At 48.2% G+C, this 17,332-nt stretch carries 17 protein-coding genes; 5 read left to right on the forward strand and 12 right to left on the reverse strand.

The genetic code is table 11. From position 1 onward, the window contains the following. Window positions 1-601 precede the first annotated feature (601 nt). Window positions 602-1,249, reverse strand: coding sequence for a response regulator transcription factor (locus tag O3C58_10745; protein MDA0692337.1), 648 nt, complete (start codon window positions 1,247-1,249; stop codon window positions 602-604). Between the two features lie 5 nt (window positions 1,250-1,254). Next, window positions 1,255-2,817: a GAF domain-containing sensor histidine kinase gene (locus O3C58_10750; protein MDA0692338.1), complete on the reverse strand. Its 1,563-nt coding sequence runs from the start codon at window positions 2,815-2,817 to the stop codon at window positions 1,255-1,257. A gap of 295 nt (window positions 2,818-3,112) precedes the next feature. Here O3C58_10750 and coaD point away from each other — a divergent pair, with 295 nt between their 5' ends. Together coaD and O3C58_10760 are read left to right on the forward strand one after the other, a co-directional pair. Beyond that, a complete protein-coding gene (coaD, locus tag O3C58_10755) occupies window positions 3,113-3,595 on the forward strand; it encodes a pantetheine-phosphate adenylyltransferase (protein MDA0692339.1) in 483 nt (160 codons plus the stop codon). Then, a complete protein-coding gene (locus O3C58_10760) occupies window positions 3,592-4,785 on the forward strand; it encodes a pyridoxal phosphate-dependent aminotransferase (GenBank protein MDA0692340.1) in 1,194 nt (397 codons plus the stop codon). Before coaD ends, O3C58_10760 begins: the two co-directional genes overlap by 4 nt. A 131-nt stretch (window positions 4,786-4,916) precedes the next feature. Here the strand turns inward: O3C58_10760 and O3C58_10765 are convergent, their stop codons facing one another. Beyond that, window positions 4,917-5,156, reverse strand: coding sequence for a (2Fe-2S)-binding protein (locus O3C58_10765; protein ID MDA0692341.1), 240 nt, complete (start codon window positions 5,154-5,156; stop codon window positions 4,917-4,919). Window positions 5,157-5,224: 68 nt separating this feature from the next. On the opposite strand from O3C58_10765, the gene lnt reads away from it, so the two are divergent. After that, window positions 5,225-6,799: an apolipoprotein N-acyltransferase gene (lnt, locus tag O3C58_10770; GenBank protein ID MDA0692342.1), complete on the forward strand. Its 1,575-nt coding sequence runs from the start codon at window positions 5,225-5,227 to the stop codon at window positions 6,797-6,799. 36 nt (window positions 6,800-6,835) lie between these two features. Further along, window positions 6,836-7,819, forward strand: a complete 984-nt coding sequence (locus O3C58_10775) for an HD-GYP domain-containing protein (GenBank protein MDA0692343.1) — start codon at window positions 6,836-6,838, stop codon at window positions 7,817-7,819. Window positions 7,820-7,963: 144 nt separating this feature from the next. Here the strand turns inward: O3C58_10775 and O3C58_10780 are convergent, their stop codons facing one another. Next, entirely contained in the window at window positions 7,964-8,785 is an 822-nt protein-coding gene (locus O3C58_10780) for a hypothetical protein (GenBank protein MDA0692344.1), read from the reverse strand. Window positions 8,786-9,072: 287 nt separating this feature from the next. Here O3C58_10780 and O3C58_10785 point away from each other — a divergent pair, with 287 nt between their 5' ends. Then, entirely contained in the window at window positions 9,073-9,291 is a 219-nt protein-coding gene (locus O3C58_10785) for a hypothetical protein (GenBank protein MDA0692345.1), read from the forward strand. A 226-nt stretch (window positions 9,292-9,517) separates the two neighbouring features. Here O3C58_10785 and O3C58_10790 read toward each other — a convergent pair whose 3' ends face one another. From O3C58_10790 to O3C58_10825, 8 genes are all read right to left on the reverse strand, one after another. Next, complete coding sequence (locus O3C58_10790; GenBank protein MDA0692346.1) at window positions 9,518-9,970, reverse strand: regulatory protein GemA; 453 nt, start codon at window positions 9,968-9,970, stop codon at window positions 9,518-9,520. 78 nt (window positions 9,971-10,048) lie between these two features. Beyond that, a complete protein-coding gene (locus O3C58_10795; protein ID MDA0692347.1) occupies window positions 10,049-10,948 on the reverse strand; it encodes an ATP-binding protein in 900 nt (299 codons plus the stop codon). A gap of 271 nt (window positions 10,949-11,219) precedes the next feature. Continuing rightward, on the reverse strand, window positions 11,220-11,930 hold the full coding sequence (locus O3C58_10800) for a flagellar hook-basal body complex protein (protein ID MDA0692348.1): 711 nt from the start codon (window positions 11,928-11,930) through the stop codon (window positions 11,220-11,222). 95 nt (window positions 11,931-12,025) lie between these two features. After that, window positions 12,026-12,547, reverse strand: coding sequence for a GNAT family N-acetyltransferase (locus tag O3C58_10805; protein MDA0692349.1), 522 nt, complete (start codon window positions 12,545-12,547; stop codon window positions 12,026-12,028). Then, on the reverse strand, window positions 12,544-13,788 hold the full coding sequence (locus O3C58_10810) for a DUF484 family protein (protein ID MDA0692350.1): 1,245 nt from the start codon (window positions 13,786-13,788) through the stop codon (window positions 12,544-12,546). Before O3C58_10810 ends, O3C58_10805 begins: the two co-directional genes overlap by 4 nt. Before the next feature lie 238 nt (window positions 13,789-14,026). Further along, window positions 14,027-15,409 carry an argininosuccinate lyase gene (gene argH / locus O3C58_10815; protein ID MDA0692351.1) on the reverse strand — a complete coding sequence of 461 codons (1,383 nt, stop codon included), beginning with the start codon at window positions 15,407-15,409 and terminating at the stop codon, window positions 14,027-14,029. Window positions 15,410-15,459: 50 nt separating this feature from the next. Further along, window positions 15,460-16,707, reverse strand: a complete 1,248-nt coding sequence (locus O3C58_10820) for a L,D-transpeptidase (GenBank protein MDA0692352.1) — start codon at window positions 16,705-16,707, stop codon at window positions 15,460-15,462. A 71-nt stretch (window positions 16,708-16,778) separates the two neighbouring features. Beyond that, window positions 16,779-17,291 carry a polymer-forming cytoskeletal protein gene (locus O3C58_10825; protein ID MDA0692353.1) on the reverse strand — a complete coding sequence of 171 codons (513 nt, stop codon included), beginning with the start codon at window positions 17,289-17,291 and terminating at the stop codon, window positions 16,779-16,781. Window positions 17,292-17,332: the final 41 nt, after the last annotated feature.

A 17,332-nucleotide genomic window follows, 5' to 3' on the forward strand; every position in this document is an offset into this window, starting at 1 on the left:
TTCTTGCTTGATAACGCCATAGCTGTCGCTACACCAGCGCTCACCTGCAAGAATTTCCTTCTATTTAACCTCATACTAGAAACCTCCTTAAAATTATGGCTTCAACGTGAGTCTATTCAGGGAAGGTTGAAATCCAACCAACCCCGTTACTTCCCAAGCATCTAACCTGGTGCCTCAGGGCACCCCTCCATTTTCGTCAATCCTCTTCTCTAAAATTTCACGCAATTTAGATTCGATGATTTAACAAAAAAACAAAAAAAAGCTCCAAAACTTAATCAGAGTCCCTGCCACCAGGCAAGGAAGGGAGGGCAAGTCCCAGCTCTGATTAAGTTTTGGAGCCGCATAAAAAAATTCCAAGTGTAAAGAAATAAAAGCTTTTATAGTTGATGGGAGTTTAGACAATCCGGGCAAGAAGGGAAATCAGACAAGCCTTATTGTCGTATAAGAGATACCTGCTTTTCCAGACAGAACAAACCCGATCGACTATCAGAAAAACGCCTAACTCTCATGATTCCAATAGTCAAATCTTGTGCAATATAAAAAGAGGGGGAGGGGGCAGCGGAGATGTTGTGTTGGAGGTTATTTTCAAACGATTTCTGAATTAAATCAACTTATTAAAGATTGCATATTGAATGAGTTCGGCGTTGGTTTCCATTTTCATTTTTTGCAGAATGCGGCTGCGATGCGTGCTGACGGTTTTCACACTCAAAAAGAGTTTCTCGGCGATTGCCGTCAGTGAGACCCCGGAAACCAGCAGACGATAAACCTGAAACTCCCGATTGGAAAGTGATTCATGCGGTTGTTTCACGCTGCTGGAAAAATTAAAAGCCATTTTCTCCATAAACTCAGGGCTCAAAAACCGCCCCCCTGCAGCCACCTTGCGTACGGCCTGCTCTAAAATCTCCAGCGGGCTTTCCTTGGTAACATAACCGGAAGCGCCTGCCTTGATATAACGCATGGCAAAGTGTTCTTCCGGGTAGACACTCAGCACGATTACCGGCAAATCGGGAAATTCACCTTTCAACTCTTTCATGTAATCGAGACTCCATTCCCCATCCATAGTGATATCCAGCAATACAATATCAACCTTCTTCGCCGCCCGGACTTTTTCCAATAAGTCCGAGCCGTTTACAGCTTCTGCAACCACTTGCAGGCCACAGCTTTCGGCAAATGCGCGATGCAAACCTTGCCGGAACACCGGATGATCGTCCGCAATCAGTATGTGAATCGTCTCTGTTTTTTCTGCCATTGATCTCAATCCGATTTAATTTTAATGGTGACGGTTGTCCCTTCATTTTTCACTCCCGCAATTTCAACCTCGCCTCCCCACATTTGCGCCCGTTCCTTCATGCCCAGAACCCCCAGGGACAAATTATTTTTGGCTTCTTTTTCAGCAATGCCCTTGCCATTATCCCGCACTCGCATGACCAGATTTTTATCCTGGTCGATAATATCGACGTGAACATCGCTGGCGCCTGAATGCCGGGAAATGTTTGTCAGGCATTCCTGAAATATCCGAAAGAGGGTGATCGACCTTGGTGCGTCCAGATTTATTTGGGAAGGGGATGTGGATAAACTGAATTTCACCCCTGTCTTTTCCTGAAACAACGTTCCCTGCCAATCAATGGCTTCCGTCAAACTCAAAGAATCTAATACCGGTGGGCGCAAATCCCGGGAAATCTTTTTTACCACTTGAATGTTTTTTTCAATGAGGCTGAACATCATCCGCATATTTTCCTTAACATCCACTTTTTTTTCGGACAATTTATTGTCCAGCAACGACAGTTCTATTTTTAAAGTGGTCAACACCTGCCCCAGATCATCGTGAACATCCCGTGCAATTCTCTTGCTCTCCTCTTCGCGGATAGAATCGAGCTTGTGATACAACTGCCGTAAGTTAACGCTGTAACTCTCCTTATTCTGATCGGCCCGGGTTCTTTCAATAACGCGCCCAAGCATAACACCGATGCTTTCCATCACTTCCACCAGCCTTTTTTCAGGTTCCATGGGGATTGATGAGAAAAATTCCATGACACCGACCACCGTGTCCTCGCTTAAAATTGGAAATCCGAATCCGGAAACCACACCAATTTCTTTTGAAAACGCACCTCTTGGGAAATTCGGATCTGCTTTCAGGTCCAAAATAAACTGTGCCTTTCCTTGAGCAATCACACGCCCCGGCAAACCTTCTCCAGAGGCCAGCGGGTTTTGCTGAGTAATTTCACGAAAATTTTCAAACCTTTTTTTATCCTCCAGATACCAGATACCCGATGGAAAAAGAGTTTGCCCGTCTTCCCCCAACAAGTAGAGATGTCCGACCGGCCAACCGGTAAACGCACAAATCTTCTTCAAGCTGTAGGTGATGGCGTCGTCCAGCGAGCGTGACAAATTGGTGAAAGACGCAATGTCACGGTTCAATTGAACATAGCCGGTTTCTTTTTTAAGACGACTGTTGGCTTTTTCCAGAAGTTCGCTACGATATTTTTCCTCCATCCATCGCAGGTTCATTAAACAAAAATAAGTCGTGAGCCAGAGAGTACCGTTGGCCAGCAGGCGATTGTAATTGGCAAGAACCTGATCCGAATCAACTGGAGAAAAATGCGCCCCAAGAACCGTTAAAACCGTTCCCAAAAGGGAGTTAAAAATAATGAGCTTGCGAGATTCCGACCATAAACCGACCAAAACCAGCGAAATGTAGGGAACGCCTCCAGCGAATCCAAGGGGTAGCAGGCGATCCATATAAAAAAAAGTGGCGGCCAGAATCAGGCTCAATAGAATGTATCGCCAAAAGGAAAATATCGGATTGCGCGGGAACATAATTATTTTTCAAGAGATAGATTGTAAGAATCCAGAAGATTTTCAACTTTATTTAACTCTTTACGAAGGCCGGAATACAATAGGACAATTCTGATTTTCAGGTTTCTCAGGAATTCCGGAATCTTTGAAGGGAGCGCACCTTCTCCATCTTCTGATTCAATCCAGATTATCGGGATGAAAATAAACCCATTGGGTTTTGGACTGAAGAATTATTTCGGGTCTGACTTTTAGCTTGAGAATTGATAAATTAAGGATATAATTCAGCGTTTTTCCCCTCAACAAACAACCTGTAAAAATGAAACGGATTGCCATTTATCCAGGAACCTTTGACCCTGTCACCAACGGTCACTTAGATATTATGCGGCGGGCGGTCAAAATTTTTGACCATCTGGTTGTGGCCGTGGCTTTGAATCCCAAAAAAAGCCCCGTATTTTCGCAGGAAAAACGCGTCCAGTTTATCATTGATGCCTCTCAAGATATTGACAATATTGAAATTGTTCCCTTTGACAGTCTTTTAACCAGTTTTGTGCATGCAAAAAACGCGCGCGTCATCATCAAGGGGTTGCGAGCGGTTTCCGATTTTGAGTTTGAGTTGCAGATGGGGTTGATGAACCGAACTCTTGATGAAACCATTGAAACTCTATTTATGATCCCCAGCCAGGAATACTCCTTCCTCAGTTCAAATTTGGTCAAGGAGATTGCCTGCCACGGTGGAGATATCTCAAACCTCGTCCCGGAGAGCGTCACTCAAGGGCTTCAGAAAATCAATTTAAAATGAAATTTTCCAAGCGTATTCAAACAGTCCAATCTTCCCTGACCCTGGAAATCACCGCGCTCGCTAACGAGTTAAAGGCCAAGGGTGAAGACGTTATCAGTTTCGGCGCCGGGGAGCCGGATTTCCATACGCCTGAAAATATCAAACAGGCCGCCATCCGGGCCATTCAGAATAACGATACCTATTACACCCCGGTCAGCGGCACCAATGCATTGAAGGATGCCATTGTCCATAAATTCAAGCAGGACAACGGCCTGGACTACCAGCGCGATCAAATAGTGGTTTCATGCGGCGCCAAGCACTCTCTTTACAACCTCGCGCAGGTCCTTTGGGATGCGGGAGATGAAATCATCGTCCCGGCTCCCTACTGGTTGTCTTACCCTGAAATCATACGTCTGGCAAACGCCACTCCCGTCATCATTGAAACGACAGACGCGAACGAGTTCAAAATTACAGCCCGACAAATCGAGGCCGCCGTTACCCCGAACACCCGCGCCATCATCATCAACAGCCCCTCCAACCCCACCGGGTCCGCTTATAGCAAGGAGGAGTTGGAAGCCATCGCGGAATGCGCCTTGAAGCATAAACTGCTGGTGATCTCAGATGAAATCTATGAAAAAATCGTTTTTGATGGCTTCCAACATGTCAGCATCGCCTCGCTCAGCAAAGAAATGCAGGCCAATTGTGTAGTCGTCAACGGCATGTCCAAATGCTATTCCATGACCGGGTGGCGGATCGGGTACCTTGCGGCGGGCCGTGACATTGCCGCGCAGGTCAACAAAATTCAAAGCCAAAGCACTTCCAATCCCACGTCGATTTCCCAGGCGGCCAGCGTCGAAGCTCTGGTGGGCCCGCAGGATACAATCGACCATATGGTAAAAGAGTTTAATACCCGGCGGGATCTCCTTGTAGATCTGCTGACGAAAATTGACGGGTTGACCTGCTATCGCCCCGTAGGCTCCTTTTATGCTTTTCCGGATTTTTCCGCGCTTTACGGAAAGAGCTTCCAGGGACAATCGGTGGCGGGGTCGGTTGAGTTTTGCAAGTTCATATTAAAAGAAGCCAAAGTCGCCCTGGTTCCCGGAGTGGCTTTTGGGGCCGACAACAATATCCGGTTGTCCTTCGCCACGACACAGGAAAATATCCGGCAGGGCGTTGAGCGCATCGCAAAGGCCGTGGCTTCACTTCAGTAACTTCCTGAAACGCCTTTTTTCTAAGCAGGTTATAATAAAAATTCGGAGGAAGGGAATCGAGTCAGTGGATTTCTTAAACCGGAATGGCGGGTGGCAACAAATGAACGATCGTCCACGCAGGGCGGGTGATCTCAGACGGCGGGTTTTTCCAGTTCTTCTTTCATGCTTTCTTTGTAATCCTTGACCCTTTTTTCAATAGGACCTCGGCACCTTTTCGCTTTGCAATTCCCGGTTCCGACACCAATTTTACTCCTCAGCGCTTCAAAAGACAACGTCCCCTGACGAAGGGCGGCCGTGATGGTACTGGCCTTTACGTTGCGGCAAATGCAAACCTTTTTAAAGCTGTCTATTAACTCTTTCTGAGAACTCAAAGCCAGTAATTCCTTTGTTTTAGCATTATTACTCTTTTTACTATAACCCATGTTCGAAAAAAAGCCCAGTGCAAACCATTGATAGCAGACGACCCTGGACCTTATCGACCTTAAGCGGTCTGATGCTGGTCCTGATATTTCCGCAGTTTAACCTTGAAATACTCGCCTGGTTTTCCTTGATCCCGCTGTTTTTCCTCATCCAGGATCAGCCCTTGTTACGGGTCACCGCTTTTGGGTTCTGGTCGGGGATGGTTTTTTATTTTTTCGGGTTGCGCTGGGTCACCAACACCATCGTCAATTACGGAAACCTCCCTGTTATCGTCAGCTACCTGGTTTTATTGCTTCTGGCCGCTTATCTGAGCCTCTACATGGCGCTGTTTTGCTATCTTCTCAAAAAGTGGAGTCGCGGAAATCCTTTATATTTTATATTCCTCGCTCCCGGACTCTGGACCTCGCTGGAATATTTACGGTCCACCCATTCCCAATATGGCTTTTCCTGGCTGGGGCTCGGGTATTCCCAATCAGGGAACCTGCCAGTCATTCAAATGGCAGAAATAACAGGAGTCTATGGCATCTCCACGTTGATCGTTTTCATCAACGCCAGTCTCTTCTATTTATTGAACACCTGGTTGACACGCAAGGAATCCCGGCAGGGTAACAAGCAGGTGGCCGGGGTGTTGGGGCTTTCCTTGGCAATAGGGGTCTTTTGGATCGGTTACGGGCAGATAGCCTTGGGACAATGGAAAAATGATTCAACGGGAGGAAAATCTCTCAAAGTGGGGCTGGCTCAGGGCAACATTCAGCAACACCTGAAATGGAACCCCCTTTACCAGAATCAGGTGGTGGATACTTACCGGAAGCTCAGTCTCAAAGCTGCACAGTCACAACCGGATCTCATCGTCTGGCCCGAGGCCGCCATCCCGTTTTACTATTCCCTCGATAAAAAAAACAGCGCGTTAATAAAAGACATCGTTCAGATCACTAAAACGCCTCTCTTACTCGGCAGTCCTTACGGGGAATTTACCAATCAAAAACGCGTCCTGTATAACAGCGCCTACCTGATCGACGCCAACGGCGAAACTTTGGGCCGCTACGACAAGATTCATCTCGTGCCTTTTGGAGAGTTCGTCCCCTTTAAAAAACTCTTATGGTTTGTCAGCAAAATGGTGGAAGGCATCGGCGATTTCGGCCAGGGAACGGAAGACAAGGTTTTTGATCTGAACGGTACCAAGCTGGCGATTTCCATTTGCTATGAAATCACCTTCCCCGATCTGGTGCGGCAACCGATCCTGCACGGGGCGCAATTTCTGGTGAATATCACCAACGACGCCTGGTTTGGGAAAAGCCCCGCCTCTTACCAGCACATGGACATGGCGGCCCTGCGCGCCGTGGAAAATCGCGTTCCCATTGTCCGCGCCGCCAATACGGGAATCACGGGGACCATCGACCCGACCGGCGCCATAAGGCAAGCGACCCAACTGTTTGAAGAAGATATCGTCATCACCGAAATCAGGCCCAACCAAGGAGAACGGACTTTTTATACCCGGCACGGCGATCTGTTCAGCCAGATTTTGCTGTTGCTGATGGGGCTGTTTGGCCTTCGAGATTTTTACTCTAACCCAGCTCGTTTTTTTCGCCGATAAAGTTTAAACTTTTACCTCTTTTAAGACAGGAAACCTATGGAAACAGAGTTAGACACTAGTGACGAGGAGCAGTTTCGACCGGTGCACCTCAAATACCTGAAGGGTAAAATACAAGAGAATTTCGAAATTTTTTATAAGACCGAATCCTTTGGAACCATCCGGTTTGTCAAACTAGTCAGTGCCGATCCTGAGAACCAAGATAAAGCCCAGAAGTTGATTGCAGAAAAGGAGGGAACTGAGGACTTTTTCATCAGGAAGGAAGATATCGGTAAGTACTTCAATCAAGCCACGGCTCAACTCAGAAACATGATGGCCGACGACAATATATCCTTCGAGGATAGAACCAAGAAAGCTTATGAGGTCTCGAAAGATCTCATGAAGGATTTTTTTGTGCACAATGGCTCGCTAAATACCCTTAAATCATCCGATGAAGTGGTGGGAGTCATGGGTGAATGTTTGTCCGATGCGGATGCCAATTTTCATTCAATATTCACGATCACCGCTAAAAATTATTACACCTATACTCACAGTGTGAACGTCGGGCTTTACTGTCTGGCCTATGGGGTTAAAACCGGGATGAGCGAAAATGATATCCGGGATCTGGGTATCGGCGGTATGTTGCACGATGTTGGGAAATCCAAAATTGACCCCAAAATCCTCAACAAAAATTCCGGATTGACAGATGACGAATTCAATCATGCTAAAGGCCATTCAGCCTATGGGCAGGAGATGCTGGAGGCTGTAAACTGTTTTTCAACCCGCATCATAGAGATGGCAGGCCAACACCATGAAAAATATGATGGAACTGGCTACCCTAATGGCCTGGCCGGAAATGACATTTCGCATTTCGCAAGGATTTGCAAAGTAGCGGATGCCTATGACGCCCTGACGACCCATCGTTCCTATAAAAGGGCTTTGACTCCCTTTGACGCCCTCATTGTTATGGGAAAGAAAATGAACAAAGAGTTTGACCTTGAAATTCTGGAAAACTTTATTCGATTTATGGGCCCTGAAGCTTAACCCCTCTCCGCAAAATATTTTCCAGCTTATCTCCTGTGGTGCTGGACCGCCGGTCATTTTATTTGGCCGCCAAAATGAGCCATTGTATGGGACCCATGACGCTCAGCCATTTTCCTGCCAACCCAACTCTGTAGATGCCATCAACTAATTGGCACCCACGCGCCGGTCAATGACTATCTTCACCTGTTGATTGCCCGCAGTGATGGTTGCCGTTCCTTCCAGGTCGTCCGGCCCCGAACGCGCATCGCCGTCCTGATCGATACGGGCCGTCAAGGTCAACTCGCCCTCAAAAACCGACCCCGGCATCATGGTATTCTCCTGGCCGATCGAAAAAGCGTAGGGAAATTTGACCGAATCCAAAAGTTTGACAGCCAGCGGCGGTCCACCGGCAACTCCTTCGGGCCGGGCAAAGAGAAATAATTTCCAGGTCTCCGGCAAATTTTTCGCTAATTCCGGATCGATATCAATAGTTCCGCGAACGGAATTATTCGAAAGAACAACCATTTTATCCAACACAATATCCACCTGTTTGTCGCCCGCCTGGCTCAACCGTTGACCCTCAATATCTCCAGCTGTGGCCTTGGCATTGCCATCCTGATCGAGCCTCACCTTGATGGTAATCGCCCCTTCGAACTGATTCCCCTCAAGCATTACATCGGAAGGGCCGATATTGTAATTGAAGGGAAACTCCACCAGACTGTGACGCTGGACTGCCAGCGGCGGCCCCCCTTCTACACCTTCGGGACGGGCGATAATGAACAGCCTGGCATTTTTTGGAATGGAGTTTGCATGACTTGGATCAACGGTGATCGTTCCCGAGATTTCTTTCGCTTGTAGCGTTGGGTCACTTTGCTTGATAATTTTTTGTTTCAGGCTTTCGGGCAGAGGATGTTCCTTCAGCTTTTTTTCGCAGGCGGAACTAAAAAAAACCACAACGGCTAAAAATAATAAAATACGATTTTTCAAAACATTTCTCCAAACGCCAAATATGTTGAACAGCAAACAGGAAACCAAACAGGTTCTGCGACATCTTAATAGTAGAGGGTTTTTTAATTTCAAGAAACGTGATGCCCCTCGTTGCCGTGGCCTTATGGATTGCTTGTTTGATGCAGGTAAATTCCAGTTGAGATTCGACTGGGATGGATTTTTCTCAATGATACCCCATAAGGCCTTAAAAACCAAAGGAGCATTTCGGCGCTCCCGGAAGTTTTTGCAGACAATAATGCTCAAGGGTCGTCATGGAGGAGGGTCGTATGTTTTATCCCGTAAAAATTTTAACAGCCAAAGGGAAAGTGAAAAAAGTCATTACGGCCAAGTCATTGAGTCAGCGGTATTGGGGTGATTTCTTCGACCAGAACATCAAAAATAAAAATGTCGGGGCGAAAGATAAAGGCCGCAAAACTCAAAAGAAGACCGAAGCTAAAAAAGTTCAACCGATGACTTACGAAGAACTTAACTTTTCCGAAGACTGACACCGCCTGAAGCGGTTGACAATATTTCAGGGCCATTGTTTTGATTCCTGACTCCTAATCCTCCACCAAAGGTTGAGTTGGAAACATCGAAATTTTCCCTGAAAGAAACGTGGGGGGAAGCCATTCTGGCAACCCCCCGCGTGCCCCCTTCCCAAATAGTTAATCCTTTATATTTCCTTCTAAAGCATCGCCCCTCTTAAAAACACCATCGGCATTCCCACCTCCCCTAAAACAGAATCGTATTATTTTGCGGTTTGGAAGTTTTTTCAGGACCCGCAGACGGCGCCGGGCCTTCGGCAATTTTGCGGATGGCTCCAAAAATCGACCCTACCTGTGCGGCCTTCACCGCCGCCAAACTGGAAATGTGAAAATGATGACTCAAAAAGTGCTTAAGAGCGGCGAGCGTTTTGACCCGGACGCCGGGGCCGGTCATCCACAGTTTCTGGATTTTATAAAGCTGAGCCGGGCTGGCCAATAGAGGATTTTGCGGTGCCGAGCGAAACTGTTCCCACCCCAATCCCTTGAAGTGAGTCAACAGCGCTTCGATTTCATCCGAAGTAAAGTTTTTTGAAGAGCGCTTGCCAAACCAGAGTTCAAGAAAATCCCGGTACAGAGAGTCGGTGAGCTTCAGTTCCTTTTTCGCAATATGCACTCTGGCAAGTTGATTTCTGGTGGGCATGGCACCCTCCTTCCCGGCTTGAAATATAGGTCACAGGGGAGATTTTGACCAGCGGTTAAGCGAAAGAAAAAGTGGAATTTATCGTTTGGGGCGGGGGTAACGCTGAGTGGCGGGAATATTTGTTTGGCGCAAATCCTGGCCCTGGATCATCACGAATTTGCACATCTCGGCCAACCGCGAGTAAACCCGCGCGCCAATTTTCTCCTGCAGACTTTCGCGTGTATAGGCATCGGCGTAGTTTTTGAGAGCCCCATCGCCAGAGGTACTTCTGCTCTCTTTTTTTTCGATCACCAGTTCACTGGGGTAATTGGTGGTGAAAATCGTCACCTTGTCGGCGGCATTGTAGCGGTTGGAAATGAGTTGATCGAGCACCGTCAGCTCCCACTCTGTATTTCTGCCTTTCGCCAACTCGTCGATCACCAGAACACGGGCTTCCTGATAGGGCTTGATAAATGTCTGATCGGACAAATCCTCGGAAAAACCGTGGCGGATATCGGACAGGAGCTGAAAAAAATCAACGAACCGGCAGTCAACCCCCGCCTCCAAAGTGAGCGCCTTGATGATGGCGATGGCGAGATGGGTTTTGCCCAGACCCGGAGGCCCCATGAAAATCAATCCGCGGCCGAAATTATTTTTGGATTTTATAAAGTCCGTCACGAAATCCATCGCCACCCCCTTGGCCCGCCCCTGGGTTTGATGGTGCTTTACGAACGAATCGAAATCCGCCTCTGCAAATTTTCCGGGAATTCCCGCATCTTCCAGCAGGCGAAAGCGTTTTTTGAGCTGGGAACATTCGCAATCCACAAGATACGAGCGGCCCTTAGCATTCTGCGTGAAAATGCGGCCTTCGCCTTCACACTTGTCGCAAAGGAAACAATCGCAGGGGGCCACATGCAGCCGCCCGTTCTGGTTGCTCAGCGTATAGCCCCGGCCTTTGCAGGTCGGACAGGGATTCGATTGAGTTTGTGCGTGCGGCATCGGTTAAGGAATCAAGATAGAGTTTAAATCCACGATTTAATGCGACGGGGTCGAATCGTTTCCGGGATTGGAAGGGTCAAGGTTTCCGGCAACCTATAGATTGGATTTTAGTCCCGATGCAATTTGCTTTCAATCATTTTTTCAACCCAGGAGGAGAGACCTCGTGTTGAAAGGGTTTGCGCCGGGAATTTATTTTCGATGATAATATTTAATCCCCGGTTACGGGACGAAGACGAGAAAAAAAGTTGACAACTGCTATAGAATTTTTGTTTTAAGATTTGATATCCAGGAGCGAGCCGATCAATTCATCCGCCGCTCGAATAACGCTGGCGTTTGCCTTGAAGGCGGCTTTGGAAACGATCTGACCGACTATTTCCTCGGCAATATCCACATTGGAACTTTCCAGAGCTCCGGAAATCACCGTGCCTCTGGAACCCGACCCAGGCGTCCCCGAAACGGAAGGCCCCGACGATGCGCTGAACAGGTTGCCTCCTTCAGCCGTCAATCCGCCCGGATTGTTAAATTGGGCCAGTTCAATTTGCCCAACGGTCACGGATGACCCGCCAACAATTGCCGAGACCTGGCCTGAAGAGTCGATGGAGACACCTGTGGCATTGCCGGGAACCGATACCGGGGGAGATAAGGGATTGCCTGATGAAGTGGTTATTTGACCTGTGTTGTCTATTTTGAAACTGCCGGCGCGTGTGAAGCCGGTGCCGCCGTCGGCAAGGCTCACTTGAAAATAACCCTCGCCGTTAACGGCAAGTCCGAGTGGGTTTGTGGTTGGGATCGGGGAGCCGGGAGTCGATAATCGGGTGACAGCGCTAACCTGGGCGCCACCTGACGACACATCGCTGATTTCTGTGCGGCTTTTTTTGAACCCCGGAGTCTGTAAGTTTGCCAGATTATTGGCGCTGGTCTGCAGTTTCGTAGCGGATGTCCGCATGCCGGACAACGCACTGAATATGGAATTTATGAACATGACTCCCCCCTGAGTTGGGTTTCTGGGTCAACCCGGCCAGCAAGGAGTGATCATTATCCTTAGCCTGAGCGAAATTTCCCCGTATCCTTAAGCTCTCAGTATAAAACTTCCGGTGAATTGTTCAAGGGAATGTTTTTCAATCGGCTTGTTTTCAAAGCCTTTAGGGAAAGGGTCAGAGCGATTTCATCGCACTTGTCGCGATGCAGACAGGACTGGCAATCGTTCCATATTTTCATGGGCAGGGTGCTTTTATCGACGACTCCGAATCCCAGCTTTATAAACAGGGGCGCGGCGTAAGTTAAAACAAACAAAACCTGCGAATCCGTGGCCAGGGAACACTCGATGGACTCCCTGACGAGTGCGGTTCCAATTCCCTGACGGTTGAAGCGTGGGTGAACAACCAGCGAGCGAACCTCCACATATTGGTCCCCGCCAGTTTTCAAACTGCAAACCCCCGCCAGATGGTCTTCCTGTTCACAAACCAGAAAGGTGTCGATGTTCTGTTGAATTTCGGGGAGGGACCGATACAGCATCTGTCCATTCTCTGTAAAAAGCAGGATCAGGTTCTGGATCGCCTCGGCGTCTTCATAGTTTGCTTTGCGTATCAATGGTGTCATACCGCTCGTTTTTCAGCCAATTCATTAGTACTTGTCAAATCCTTGGAGGCTTCATGCAGGAGATCCTCCGGTGTCGCGATCGAAGTTCCTGGATACGTTGCCATCCCTATATTGACTGTGAGTTTCGCAAAGCCTTCAAATTCCTTGAGATGGGGTTCGCTCAGCGCCTTGCGAATGCGTTGAGACACAAGAGTTGCGCCCTGCGGGTCGATTTCCGGTAAAAGAATCAAAAACTCCCCGATATCCGTGCGAATTAAAATATCACAGGCCCGGCAATTGCCCGTCAGAATTGTTCCAATGATTTCGAGAACGGTTTCCCCTTCCGCCTCTCCCCAAGTATCCAAAAGATCATCGAAATAGTCAATCTGCATTTTGATGCAGGATAAATTTTTCTTCCGGCGTTCCGCCAGATTGAATTCCCGATGCAAAACCGGCTCCAGATAGGCCCGGTTATACAACCCTGTCTGCTTATCGACCACCGATTGGCGGCGCAGACGGTCGATCAGAAAAATATTGTCCAGAGCGATGGCCATTTTGCCCGCCATTCTTTGCAGAAAATCGGTGCGCAGGCCCGCATGGAAATGAAAAGGTTTTGTGCTGCCAAGCACTATGGCTCCCGCAACTGAACCTCGAACCATGATCGGGATCAACGCCTCCGACTTTATGGCTTCCTTGCTTTCAGCATCTTCAAAGCATTCGGATTCGCCCTCGATTTCGCCATTCATGACCGGGTCCTTGCCGCCGGCAAACCACTGGGTGGCCGTTGCCTGATCCACAAAACGCAGGGCGTTATTCAGGCCTTCCCCGTATTTTTCCTTTAATTTACTTTCAATAAAGTAGTCTTCCTCATCCACCAGGCAAATCAACACATGCGGAATGGCAAAACGCGAGCTGATATCTTCCCGAAGTTGCTCCACCAGCTGATTCAGGTTGGAGCTGGTGAGAATCGACCGCTCAATTTCGAAAAGGTGCTCCTGAATTTTTTCATTGGCCTGAGAAATTTCCACAAACCATTCCAGTTTGCTCTTCAAATGCTCTTTATCGGCGTGCGCCCGCTTGATGATCCGGTCCGCCAGACTCAATGTTCCCAATGGCTCCAGGGGCAGATCCTGCATATCGATGGCCTGGATTTTGGTTAAAAGCTCGGGATAGTCATTGAAAAACTCCAGGTGCTCATTGAGGTAGATCGCGATCTGGTCTTTGTTCATGGGTCGGGCCTTGATGGGGGTTGGGTTGGGCATTAATAAGTTTCACTCAGGAAAGACAACTGGAATCAAAAAATTTTGAATGCCGGTAGCGCAACATTCTCCTTAGGAGGTTGAGGCGGCCCTTTATGACCACAGGCGGTCTGTAGCAGGCAAAGGCTTAAAATCACTCCCAGGATTATAAAATGTTTTTTATTCATTTAGCGCCTTCCAAAGGTTGCGTGTTGGTACCGGAAATTTTTCAGGGGCCCGTTTCTGGACCGGCAAAAAACTTCTATTCAGCCTTTTTTATTTTTTTTTGCAGCCGCGCCATCTGCGCAACCACATTTTTCCGGGCGGTGCCGCCGTAGGAGGCTTTTCTTTCCACGGATTTTTCAATGGCAATATGATCCAGAACGTCCTTCTTAAACTTTGGAGAAATATCTTGAAACTCCGCCAATGCGAGTTGTTCCAGATTTTTTTTGGTTTTTATACAATAGGCCACCGTTTTTCCGGTGATCTCATGCGCGTCGCGGAAGGGGACGTCCTGTAAAACCAAATAATCCGCTATATCCGTGGCGGTCAAAAACCCTTCGGACTGAAGGTTTTCCAGAGGAACTTTTTTAAATTTCGCCGATTTTATCATGCCATTGAAAACCGCCAGGCACATTTTTACGGTTTCGACCGTATCGAACACCGGCTCCTTATCTTCCTGCAAGTCCCGGTTATAAGCGAGCGGCAAGGATTTCATCAGCGTCAGCAAGGCAACCAGACTGCCATACACGCGCCCGGATTTACCACGGATGAGTTCCGCCGGATCGGGGTTTTTCTTTTGCGGCATGATACTGCTGCCCGTCGAAAACGCATCGGACAACTCGATTCTATTGAACTCGCTCGACGACCAGAGCACCACCTCTTCACAAAACCGGCTGAGGTGCATCATCAGGATCGAAGCCGCACTGCAAAATTCGATGAGGAAGTCGCGATCGCTCACCGAATCGATGCTGTTGTGGGACACTTCGGGAAACTTGAGCAACTTCGCCGTATACTCGCGGTCGATGGGAAAATTGGTTCCCGCCAGCGCCGCCGAACCTAGAGGCATGATGTTGATTCGTTTCAAAGCGTCCTGCAGGCGCTCGCGGTCGCGCAGAAGCATTTCCAGGTGCGCCAGCAGATGGTGCGATAATAATAACGGTTGCGCCCGCTGTAAATGCGTGTAGCCGGGGATGATATGGTCAATATTCTTTTTCGCCAGAGCCAGCAGGGTTTTACCCAGGCTCTCTATTTCCTGGATGATCTCCGCCACTTCGTCCCGCAAATACATGCGGATATCGAGGCAAACCTGGTCGTTCCGACTTCTCGCCGTATGCAGTTTACCGGCCACCGGCCCCACAAGCTCCGCCAGGCGGCTCTCAATATTCATGTGAATATCTTCCAGACGTTCCTGAACCTTGAAGCGTCCTTCATCAAACTCAATACGAATTTTCTGCAAGCCGCCGATGATCTTTTTCGCTTCAGCCTGTTTGATGATCTTGCATTTCGCCAGCATTTTGCAATGGGCAATGCTTCCCTCAATATCATAGGCGTAGAGAAGCCGGTCGTATGAAATCGAAGCCGAAAAACGCTCCATGAGCGAATCGGTGGTTTTTTGGAATCTGCCGCCCCAGAGTTTTTTCACAGGTCGTTACTCAATTCAAAATTTTTGGAGTAGAAATATAAGGAAGGGCTTTATGCGGCGGAGGGAGGAGACACTTGTTGTTCTGACTGCCATTTGTCTTTTTGCACAATATTGACATGCGCTCCCACAGGCACCACCTTCGCCAGGAATTGCAAATACCAGCCCTGTATATTTGGGCATCCCGCACTGCCGTTTCGCCAATCGAAATTCTTTTTGTAAAACTCATTGACCTTCTGGATATTGACCCCGTGAATCCCATAACTTCCCTTGACAGGCTCGCCCACCTTCTTGAGCCCCATCCACCAACGGCCAATATCGTGTTCCTCATGGCCGAAGGGAATCGCGCGGACACGGGTTTTGCCGTTGAGCGTTTCCTTTTTATACCAGGTGGGTTTAAAAACTTTATTTACAATTTCATATTCGCCGGCGGGAGTTTCCTCACCGGTGCGTCCAAAAATCGCCTCGGTTTCGAGGATTTTTTCATTATCGTAATACACCCGAATCACCCCGCTTTCAATGACCCCCACAATATACCAAAGCTCCGGTCGGCTTTTGTAGCTTGCAATGTTGCGATCATTGAACACCAGCGATACCTGGTCCCCCTTTTTAACATATTTTGTCCGGGGATCCTGGTAGATTTGTTTTAAAATGTATTTAAAATTTTCAGTGACCTGATTATTGAGGATCATCTGCTCAACCATGCGACTGAGCTCGACATTGTTTTTGCGGGTTTCCGCCAGTTTCAAGGACGTGGCGGTCAGGTTTTCATTAATGTGTTCAAAATCCTCTTTGGAGACCAGACCCACGCGGTTCATGCCTGCATAATAAGCCATATCTATTTCCCGCTGCGTCTCGGAATCAACACCAAACTGGTAAATCATCCAGGTGGCTGTCCCCAGAATCAAAAAGGCCATGGCTGTCAATTTCAAATACCGCTTGACCCCCAGAGACAACCGGTACCAGGCGACTTCAAACTTGACCTTTTTATCCTGCGCCTTCAACGGGCTGAAACTGGCATTGCCAAATTTTTCCAGCAAACGACGTTCCAATGAGGTCAACCGCACAGGGTTCCCCTGTAGCTTTTCAATGATCCAATACAGGTTTTCCCGCGTTTTGCGGTCGTAACTCCCACGCGGATCTTTATTGGCAATCAGATTATAGTCGGGAACATTAAGAACCGCCAGCTTGCGATCGGTAGAAGCGCTGGAAAAGCTTGAACTGGCAGAGGATGTACTTTCCAATGGATTCACTTTATCTAGATCCTTTTCAACCAATTGAATTATACGGGCTTGCGTCATTTAATCTTAACGCGGAATCAACGAATTTCAAAGTAAATTGTTGTAATTATGGTAACCAGGTAGAAAAATAATCACCCCGCAGAGAGGAGTTTCCAGGGCTTGGACTTTTCCTGGATGGCAATTTCTCCGGGTTGGTTGGGCATGGAGCATCGGCCTTCAAAAAACGCTCCTTCTTCGACGTGGAGCGAGGGGGTATAAATGCTTCCACGCACCGTAGATCCCTTACAGAGGCGAACCTGAACCAGGGCCTGGATATTGCCTTCGATAAGTCCCCGGCAAATCACCGTTGCCGCAGATATACTGGCTAAAACCTTGCCCTCGGGTTCAACCGTCAAGGTCTGGTTGATGAGGATCTCCCCTTCGAAATTTCCTTCCACGCGCACTGCCCCCGGATGGAGAATTTTCCCTTCCGATTCGGTTCCTCGCCTGATCAGAATGCCGAAGTTGGCGCCTGCGAATTTCTTAAATATCTTTTTTTCCTGGCGGGAACATTTGCGACCCTGATCCCCCAGTTTTTGGATGATTTTGTACAACACCTCCCGCGTTTCACGGTCGTAGTCCCCGGCAGGATCTTTATCCTGCATAAAGTCAAATTCCTGCGGGGTTATAATGTTGAGTTTTGGAT

This window comes from Nitrospinota bacterium (assembly GCA_027619975.1).
Taxonomy (GTDB): domain Bacteria; phylum Nitrospinota; class Nitrospinia; order Nitrospinales; family VA-1; genus JADFGI01.

Coding starts and splice junctions, on each gene's coding strand:
- O3C58_10745 (MDA0692337.1), bottom strand. CDS start 1,249: ATGGCAGAAAAAACAGAGACGATTCACATACTGATTGCGGACGATCAT.
- O3C58_10750 (MDA0692338.1), bottom strand. CDS start 2,817: ATGTTCCCGCGCAATCCGATATTTTCCTTTTGGCGATACATTCTATTG.
- coaD (MDA0692339.1), top strand. CDS start 3,113: ATGAAACGGATTGCCATTTATCCAGGAACCTTTGACCCTGTCACCAAC.
- O3C58_10760 (MDA0692340.1), top strand. CDS start 3,592: ATGAAATTTTCCAAGCGTATTCAAACAGTCCAATCTTCCCTGACCCTG.
- O3C58_10775 (MDA0692343.1), top strand. CDS start 6,836: ATGGAAACAGAGTTAGACACTAGTGACGAGGAGCAGTTTCGACCGGTG.
- O3C58_10785 (MDA0692345.1), top strand. CDS start 9,073: ATGTTTTATCCCGTAAAAATTTTAACAGCCAAAGGGAAAGTGAAAAAA.
- O3C58_10790 (MDA0692346.1), bottom strand. CDS start 9,970: ATGCCCACCAGAAATCAACTTGCCAGAGTGCATATTGCGAAAAAGGAA.
- O3C58_10795 (MDA0692347.1), bottom strand. CDS start 10,948: ATGCCGCACGCACAAACTCAATCGAATCCCTGTCCGACCTGCAAAGGC.
- O3C58_10800 (MDA0692348.1), bottom strand. CDS start 11,930: ATGTTCATAAATTCCATATTCAGTGCGTTGTCCGGCATGCGGACATCC.
- O3C58_10805 (MDA0692349.1), bottom strand. CDS start 12,547: ATGACACCATTGATACGCAAAGCAAACTATGAAGACGCCGAGGCGATC.
- O3C58_10810 (MDA0692350.1), bottom strand. CDS start 13,788: ATGCCCAACCCAACCCCCATCAAGGCCCGACCCATGAACAAAGACCAG.
- O3C58_10820 (MDA0692352.1), bottom strand. CDS start 16,707: ATGACGCAAGCCCGTATAATTCAATTGGTTGAAAAGGATCTAGATAAA.
- O3C58_10825 (MDA0692353.1), bottom strand. CDS start 17,291: ATGCAGGATAAAGATCCTGCCGGGGACTACGACCGTGAAACGCGGGAG.